Raw genomic sequence first — 8,493 nt, 5'->3', positions numbered from 1 at the left:
GGCCGCGCTCGGGCGGTCCCCGGACGACCTCCAACAGCGGGCCGCTAGCTTCCTGGCCGAAGCGGGCGAGGACCGGGGGTGGGATGGGGGCCGGCCCATCAATTCGACCCTCTACCTGAAGCGCCGGGGACGGGCCAGGGGCTGGTGCACGGTCCGGGTCGAGCTGGAGACCGGTGGCGTAGAGACCGCGGGCGATCCGGCCCGGGACAAGCCGCCCGGGCGGATCTTCCTGGTCGGCCCGGAGCAGACCCTGGAAAACCTCGCCACGGCCATCGATCAGGCCTTCGCCCGCTGGGGGCGGGCCAATCAGCGGGAGTTCGAATTCAACGGACGCCGTCTCGGCGACTCCAGGGTCAGAGTCGGCTCGGCGGTCAGGACGGGCGAACCATTCGTCTACGTCCCCGACCTCGGCGGCAGTTGGCGGCTACGTTGTCAAATCGAGCGCCCGGATGTCGACCCCAATGACGAGGCCGGGATCAAGCCCTCGATCCCCATCCCGATTTGGGGTTGGGGCTGGATTCCTGATCAGGAGGGGACGGAAGACGCTTCACGGAGGTGCCCGCATACGCCCCCCGGACTCTTGCAGGATATGGCCTGGCCCGACGCCGATAAAGCCTTCAAGGACGTCCACCTGGCGATCATCCCGGTGGGCAGCGCCGAGCAGCACGGGCCGCACTTGCCCCTAGGGACGGACTTCGTCATCGCCGACCACCTGGGCAGGCGGGCCGGGCTGGAACTCGGGGCCATCGTCACCCCGACCATCCCCATCGGCTACGCGGCCTACCACACCGACTTCGCCGGCTCACTGTCGGTCCGGCCGGAGACGCTCTCCGCCTACCTCAAGGACATCTGCGAGTGCCTGATCAAGTATGGCGTGACCCATTTCATCTTCGTCAACGGCCACGGCGGCAACGAGGGCAGCCTGACCTCGGTCAGCCGTTGGCTGCGGGACCAGGGCCTGGCGGCGGCGTTCATCAGTTGGTGGGAGGTCGTCGGCCAGCACGACCCCAAGTGGGCCCTGACCGGCCACGCCGACCGGATTGAGACCTCGGCGGTGATGGCCATCAACCCCGACGCCGTCCACCTCGAGCGGGCCGAGCCGCCCACCAACCGGCCCCTGACCCCAAGGCTCCACCCTCTGGACCTCCTCAATTGCGCCTTCGAAGGGTGCAAGGTCCAGGTCGGCCTGCGGACATCCGACGTCTCCGCCACCGGCGACATCCTCGAACATGGCCTCCACTGGAATGCCGACCACGCCACTCCGGCCTCGGCGGCCACGCCAGAGCTGGGCCGCCAACTGATGGACTTCATGGTCGGCTTCATCGTCGACTTCGCCCGGGAGTTCGCCAAGGTCGAGTTCAAGCCGGCGAGGGAGTGAGGTCGGCAAGCCCCTCGGCGGTCCCCCCGGGGGCCCACGCGGCCCCACGTATCATCACCACAACAGGAACCTTCGCCGTTCAACAAAGGGCCCCCGGGCCGTGTGACCCGGGGGCTTTCCTATGTGTCATAGCGTGCTCTCTCCAGGCGCGGCGAAAGGCCCCTGCGTTACCCTCGGCTTCTACTCCCCGACCACCGTGTACCGCCCCTCGGCGGTGAAGGACTTCTGGTTATCCTCCCAGGCGACCACGTCGACCGCGATGCGCCCGGGGCGGCCAATCAGGCTGAAGGGGATCTTGACCTCCAGGACGTCGGCCACCTCCTTGGCTCCGTAGCCGATGGACTTGTTGTCGTGAATGAGGTCAAGCACCTCGACGTCGCCCTGATGGACGGACAGGGAGTAGTTGGGTCGGACCCCGTCGTCGTAGGTGAACCGGATATCGATGTAGGTCTTGTAGGTGAGACCCGGCCGGCTCAGTCTGACGTAGAGGTTCCCGGTGTCGTTGGCCAGGGACATCTTCACCCCCGGGGTGGTTCCGTGACCGGCTGGGCCGGGGCCGGGCAGGCAGGCGTCGGGGATGCCCGTCCAGTCTGCATCGTAGCCGTCGATCTTGATCGCCGCCAGGGTCCGGGCCTCCCAGGACTTCCTCTCGACCTGGTCGTACTGGCCATCCTGGAACAGCCGCTCGGCCTCGGTGTAGGCGCGGCGGGCGGCGCTGACGTCGCGGAGCTGCTTCTCCCAGAGGGGTAGGAGCTTTCCGACTTGGTCCAGCGCGCCGCGGGCGACCCGGCCCTTCATCTCCTGGACGGCCGCCCTGCCGGCCCCGGTCGCCTCGGCGTGGCGCCCTTCGGCGATCAGCTTGGCCACCTGGGCGGCTTGGCCCTTGGCGTAATCCAGGTCGGCCCCGTCGGCCGCCTTGGCCTGCTCCATCCCCAGCCGCTCGAGCCACCAGTTGGCCTCGAGCGGCGCTTGGTCGCCGATCAGCAGGACGTTCCAGTAGTCGAGGCGGGGGACGGTGAACTCGAGGTAGCCGTCAACCATCGTGGCCGACAACGTTTCGATGCCTTCGCGATCCGGCGAGACGGACAGGACGGCCAAGCCCGACGTCGCCCCGCCCGCGGCCGCCCCGCCCAGCGGCACCCGCACCTTCACGCCGAGCTTGGGGACGATGGCGCCCCGCGCGTCGTCGTAGTCGTAGTTGACCATGTGGAGGACCGTCGCCCGGTCGGCCACGCCGCCCTTCACATACTGGTTGAACGTCACGTACTCGTCGGCGGTCGTCTCGATGGTCCTGACCTTGAACTCCTTGATAGCCCCGCTCAGCGCGGCCCAAGCCCCGTCCTTCCGGCCGGCCAGGTAATCTTGCCCGAGGTCGGCGGCCACGTAGGTGAGGAATCCGAAGCCGACTCTGTGCGTCCCGGGCGTGCTCAGGGAAGCCAGTTCGCTGCCGGCCGTCGCGCCCCCGGCCAGCCTTCGCCCGTTCTCGTCATTCTCAGCCGTCGCCCCGAAGGCCAGGACCTTCCCGCCGCCCCGAAGGTAGGCCATGAGCGCCTCGGCCTGGCTCGCCCGGAGGTCCCGCATCCCCGGCAGGACGACCATCTCAAAGCGCCTCAGGTCGTCCAGGCTGAACTTGTCGTCCGCCCAGACCCCGTCGCCGGCGATGACCACCTCATAGGGCCGGTGGCTCTCCAGGAGGGCCAGGGAGATGCCGTTGAAGTCTCTGTACGCGAGGTTCTGGTCCGGCTCGAAACGCTGGTTCCTGATGGTCGCCTGGGGGAAGACGACCCCGATGTTGCCGGCCGGGACCAGGTCGGTCAGGGCCGTCCGGTTGTTCTCGATGAAGTCATAGTATCCGGCCAACTGGGTGAGGTCGGCCCCGATGACCTTCCACTCGCCCTTGCTGTCCATCAGAGTGTTGGCGTTCGGGGCGTAGTAGAAGTTGCCCGTGGCGTAGGCCTCGGCCGTGAAGACCTTGGTCAGCTCGGCGGCGTCCGGTCGCGACTGCATCTCGGCCGAGTTGAAACCGGCGTTGGGGATGAACCCGGCCGGCCGCCCGGTCGCCGAGAAGACCTTGTACACCGACATCTCCTTGTTCTCGCGTGGCATCTCGTAGGTGATCTCGGTCGAGAACCAGTCGAGCTGATCCCAGAAGCCGAGGTTCTTGCCGAGGTCGGTGCTCTCCCGGTCATACGACTCCGAAGCGTTCAAGGAGACGAGGAACTTCTTCCCCTTCGTCGCGGCGTATTCGCGGAGCTGTCGGATGAGCTCGAGGTGGAAGTCGCGCTCCGTCCGGTACTGGAACTCCACGAAGTCGCGGTAGTAGGGGATGCGCAGCCGGTCTGACTGGTACTGGGAGTAGTAGTTCTCCTTGATGAAGACCCGGTAGTCCAAGGTGGTCGGGTCGGGGATGCCGTCCCGGCGCAGCTTGTCGGCGCCGTAGGTAGCCAGGAGGTAGTCCCGGAATCCGGCCACGCTGGCCGGGGAGAAGTCGGCCTGACCCCACATGGCGTAATCGTAGGCGAAGCTGAACCCATCGAGGCAGACCCCGTCGACCCCGACGTCGACCATCCGCTTGGCCCAGTCGATGATCTTCTGCTGGCGGTAGCGGCTGTGGATGGTGGTCAGGGTCACCCGCGGATCGAAGGACTCATGGCCGACGTTCCCGTCGATGTCGTAGGCCAGCTCCTCGTCGCGGTCGACGTCCGGGGAGTTCTGGTGATAGTGGATGAAACGCTTCAGGCCCATGGCATGGGCCTTGTCGACAGGGCCCTTGACCAGCGCCAGGTTGTTCTCGGCAAAGTACTCGAGGCTGCCGTTCCGGCCCTGGTGGGTCCCGCCGGTGGAGTCCGCGTGGACCAGGTCGACCAGACTTTGATCGTCCCAGTCATCGAGGTCGTAGAGGAAGACGTGGTCGGGCTGGAACGTCCGGGCCACCTGGGCCCGAAACTTTTCAAGGAACGGCGCCGCGTCGCGGACAAGGACGGCCCGCTCATCCCCGTTCCACTCGACGGTCGCCCCCAGCGGCTCGGCCACGAAGCGGGCCGGGACCATCACCCGGCCGCCGATGGCCTGCGGGGCCACGTCCGACTTGACATCGACGCCGTCGACGAAGATGGCGATGCCGGGCGCGGCGCTCGCCGCGGGCTGGGCGCTCGGGCCCTGGCCGCCCGGCGGCTCCGGCACCCGCCCCGCCTGCAGGGCCTGCCGGCTGGTGATGATCACCCGCTGGCTCTGGCTGTCGAACTCGACCTTGGCCCCCAGTGGTTCGGCGATGAAGCGGGCCGGCACCAGCACCCGACCGCCGACGGTCTGGGGCTCGACGTCGGTGGCGACCACCACACCGTTGACGACGATGCGGATCGGCGCGGCCGCCGCGGCCCGCCCGGCGAACGGCGGAACGGCGAGGGACAGGGCCAGCGCCGTCGCCAGCGCGGCGGCCAGGACCCGGACGATCATCCTCATTCTCTGTAGGGGCCCCCTCTTGAGACCTGATGCCGTCAACCCACGGATCTCAGCCGGCTCTTTCCGGCCCTTGCTCTCTTATTTCTGGACGCCTGACCCATAACCTCCCTTACGGGACGCCCGCCGTAATTCCGGGACGCCCGCCGTAATCTGGGGCACTTGTGACATTTTTGCCAAGTTGGACTATAAAAAGAAGGAATCCTGAAGACTATACTTAATTTTCATAAAAATGACGGATGCCAGAAGAATCGCTCGCTTAGCCCGCCCTCCGGGCCCGCGGGCGGGCGGTAACGCCGTTGTCCCCAAACATCAGGAACCGTTCTCGGGCAGCTAAACACCCTTCAATAGCGGGAGGCCTTCCATGGAAGTCAAGGGACGCTACCTCGCCAAACCGTGGTGTCGGTTTTACCCGGATGGAGTGCCCGAGACGATCGAGATACCCCCGATCCCACTGCCGCGTCTGTTTGAGGAGACAGCGGACAAATACGCGTCGCGCGTGGCGATCTATTTTTACGGCCACAACCTCCGGTACCAGGACCTCAAGGACCAGGTGCTCCGAATGGCCAACGCCCTTTCCCACCTGGGGGTCAAGAAAGGGGACAGGGTGGCCCTCTACCTGCTCAACACCCCGCAGTTCGTCATCTCGTACCTGGCGGCCCTGAGGCTCGGGGCCGTCCTCACGCCGATCAGCCCCGTCTACACCAGCCCCGAGGTGAAGCACCAGCTCTCCGACAGCGGGGCGAAGTCCGTAATCTGCCAGGACATCCTTTGCTCCAACGTGGCCAGGACAGGTCTCAAGCTGGATAACGTGATCGTCACCGGGATCGCCGAGTATTTGCCTTGGCTCAAGAAGGCCCTGGGGAAGAGCCTTCTTGGCCGGGTGGCCAGGGACATCGAGATTCCGAAGGTCGAGCTGCCAACGGCCGACGGGGTTCATCAATTCCAGGACCTGCTCAAGCGCTACCCACCGACCCCGCCCGAGGTGGCCATCGACCCGCTCACCGACCTGGCCGCGCTCCCCTACACGGGGGGCACCACGGGCCCCCCGAAGGGGGCCATGCTCACCCACCACAACCTCCTCGCCACCCAGCGCCAGACCACGGCGTTCTGGCCGGTCATGGAACCGGGCAAGGAGGCCATCATCGCCTTCCTCCCCTTTTACCACATCTATGGGCAGATCGTGGCGATGCTCAACGGCCTTTTCCTCGGCGCCACTCTGGTGCTGTTCACCACGCCGGATGTCGACGACATCATCGACTCCATCGACGGCCGGGGGGCGACGCTGCTCTTCGGGGTGCCGACCTTCTTTGAGTACCTCAAGGAATACCACCGGACGGGCCAGGCCGACTGGAAAAGGCTGAAGCTCATCACCTGCGGCGCCGACACCCTTCACGAGGCCACCGTCACCAGTTGGCAGGAGCGCACCGGCAGTCGGATCATGGAGGGCTACGGGATGACGGAGACCGCCGCGGTCTCCCACGCCAACCCCCTGGGCCGGGGAAAGATCGGCTCCATCGGAGTGCCGGTCCCGAATGTCCTGGCCGCGGTGGTCGACCCCGACACGAACGCCTTCATCCCTCCCGGCGAGGTGGGCGAGCTCGTCCTCAGAGGTCCCAACATGATGGGCGGTTACTGGGGGAACCCCGAGGAGACCGCCAGGGCGCTCGTGGACATCGATGGTGAGGTGTGGCTCAAGACGGGCGACCTCGTCCGCATGGACGACGAGGGGTACTTCTTCTTCTACGACCGCAAGAAGGACCTCATCAAGTACAAGGGTTACTCCGTGTTCGCCCGGGACATCGAGGAGCACCTCATGAAGCATCCGCAGATAAAGGCGGCCGGGGTCATCGGTGTTCCTGATCCCAGGGTGGGCGAAATCGTCAAGGCGGTCATCGTGCTGCACAACGAGGCCAGGGGCAAGCTGTCGGAAGAGGACATCCTGGCGTACTGCCGCGAGGCCCTCGCCCACTACAAGGTCCCGCGGATCATCGAGTTCCGGGGCGAGCTGCCCCGCACCGACGTGGGCAAGACCTCCCGGCGCGAACTCCGCGAAGAGGTGGAGGCCGGCTGATGGACGCCGCCTTTTTTGAAATAGAAGGCCTCGTGAAACGGTTCGGCGGCCTCACCGCCGTGGACGGCGTGAGCTTCTCGGTCGACCGGAGTGAGGTGGTCGGACTGATCGGCCCCAACGGCGCCGGCAAGAGCACCCTGGTGAAGCTGGCGATGGGGCTCCTCAAGCCGGAGCGCGGCTCGATCAGGTTCCGAGGGCGCGAGATAACCGGCCTTCCCCCCTGGGCGATCGTCAACCGTGGCCTCGCCGGCACCTTCCAGAACACGCGCCCCTTCCGCCGGTTGCCGATCATGGCCAACGTCATGGTGCCGTGCCTGGCCCCCAGGGCCAGGAAGCGGGGCGAGTGGGTGAAGCGCATCGAGACCAAAGCGAGGGACGCCCTGGAGTTCGTGGGCATCTCCGACCTCGCCCTGGAGCCGGCCTCGCACCTTTCCCACGGCGACCTGAAGCGCCTCGAGATCGCCAGGGCCATCGCCACCGAGCCTGATCTGCTCATCCTGGACGAGCCGTTCGGGGGGCTCAACCCCTCTGAGAGCGAGCTCCTGGCCAAGTCGATCAAGCGCCTCCACAAAGGCGGACGGTTCGGCCGGCTGCACAGCGAGGGGGTGGCGATGATCATCATCGACCACAAGCTCTCGGACCTCTTGAAGATCGTCGACCGGGTCATCGTGATGCACTTCGGCCGGGTGATCGCCTCCGGCCGGCCCCAGGAGGTCGTCAATGACCCCCAGGTGATCGAGGCTTACCTGGGAAGGGAGGAGGTGGAGGCGTGATGGCGGCCACTTCTGAAGCGGGCCCGTCCGCGGCGGGCAGTCTGCTGGAGGTCAGGGGACTCACCGTGTGTTACGACACGGCGATGCTCCTCAACGACGTCAGCCTCTCGGTGGATCGCGGCGAGCTGGCCGGCTTGGTCGGGCCGAACGGGGCGGGCAAGACGACGCTCCTCCGGACCGTCGCCGGCCTGGTCCGCTGGGAGAAGCAAGCCAAGCAGGGCACCCGCGCCGGCAACATCACCATCGAGGGAGAGGTGCGCTTTGACGGGGAGCGCATCGACTCGCTCCCGCCCCACATCATCGCCCGCCGCGGCCTCGTCCTGTGCCCCGAGCGGCGGCGGCCCTTCACCGAGCTCACGGTGGCCGACAACCTCATGGCCGGGGCGTACCTCCAGAGGGACAGGAGGGTGCTCCGCGAGACCCTGGACCTGGTCCACCAGATGTTCCCGGTCTTGAAACAGAGGTCACGGCAGATCTCGGGCACCCTCTCCGGCGGGGAACAGCAGATGCTGGCCATCGGCCGGGCGCTCATGACCCGTCCAAGGTTGCTCTGCGTAGATGAGCCCTCCACCGGCCTCTCCCCCCTGGTGAAGAAGGAGCTGTTCGCCAAGATCAACGAGATCAACCGGAGGGGGATCACCGTCCTCTTGGTGGAGCAGGACACGGCCCTCACCCTGTCGGTGTGCGCGCGGAGCTATGTCCTGTCGCACAGCCGGATCGTGGCCTCCGGAGCGAGACAGGACCTCTTGGCCGACCAGGCGGTGCACCGGTTGTACCTGGGTCTCCAGTCGCCATGAGCCGCCCCAAAA

Annotated in this window: 5 protein-coding genes; 4 read left to right on the top strand and 1 reads right to left on the bottom strand. The window is 66.6% G+C overall.

What is annotated here, in order from left to right:
• Positions 1-1,378 (top strand): creatininase family protein (locus tag VGL40_08855; protein HEY3315363.1); only part of this gene is annotated, 1,378 nt, incomplete at its 5' end.
• 180 nt (positions 1,379-1,558) lie between these two features.
• Here the strand turns inward: VGL40_08855 and VGL40_08850 are convergent.
• A complete protein-coding gene (locus VGL40_08850) occupies positions 1,559-4,840 on the bottom strand; it encodes a stalk domain-containing protein (GenBank protein ID HEY3315362.1) in 3,282 nt (1,093 codons plus the stop codon).
• A 361-nt stretch (positions 4,841-5,201) separates the two neighbouring features.
• Here VGL40_08850 and VGL40_08845 point away from each other — a divergent pair, with 361 nt between their 5' ends.
• Genes VGL40_08845 through VGL40_08835 form a run of 3 tightly spaced genes read left to right on the top strand, consistent with a single transcriptional unit; the run spans position 5,202 to position 8,481 of the window.
• On the top strand, positions 5,202-6,911 hold the full coding sequence (locus VGL40_08845) for an AMP-binding protein (protein ID HEY3315361.1): 1,710 nt from the start codon (positions 5,202-5,204) through the stop codon (positions 6,909-6,911).
• Positions 6,911-7,684, top strand: a complete 774-nt coding sequence (locus VGL40_08840) for an ABC transporter ATP-binding protein (protein ID HEY3315360.1) — start codon at positions 6,911-6,913, stop codon at positions 7,682-7,684. The genes VGL40_08845 and VGL40_08840 overlap by 1 nt, the downstream gene beginning before the upstream one ends.
• Entirely contained in the window at positions 7,684-8,481 is a 798-nt protein-coding gene (locus VGL40_08835) for an ABC transporter ATP-binding protein (protein ID HEY3315359.1), read from the top strand. Before VGL40_08840 ends, VGL40_08835 begins: the two co-directional genes overlap by 1 nt.
• Positions 8,482-8,493: the final 12 nt, after the last annotated feature.

Source organism: Bacillota bacterium (assembly GCA_036504675.1).
Classification (GTDB): domain Bacteria; phylum Bacillota; class Sulfobacillia; order JAJYWN01; family JAJZPE01; genus DASXUT01.
This window is presented reverse-complemented; position numbering and strand designations above follow the sequence as displayed.

Bases quoted from the DNA above. Each gene is read 5' to 3' on its own strand.
- VGL40_08850 (HEY3315362.1), bottom strand. From the start codon at position 4,840: ATGAGGATGATCGTCCGGGTCCTGGCCGCCGCGCTGGCGACGGCGCTG.
- VGL40_08845 (HEY3315361.1), top strand. From the start codon at position 5,202: ATGGAAGTCAAGGGACGCTACCTCGCCAAACCGTGGTGTCGGTTTTAC.
- VGL40_08835 (HEY3315359.1), top strand. From the start codon at position 7,684: ATGGCGGCCACTTCTGAAGCGGGCCCGTCCGCGGCGGGCAGTCTGCTG.
- VGL40_08840 (HEY3315360.1), top strand. From the start codon at position 6,911: ATGGACGCCGCCTTTTTTGAAATAGAAGGCCTCGTGAAACGGTTCGGC.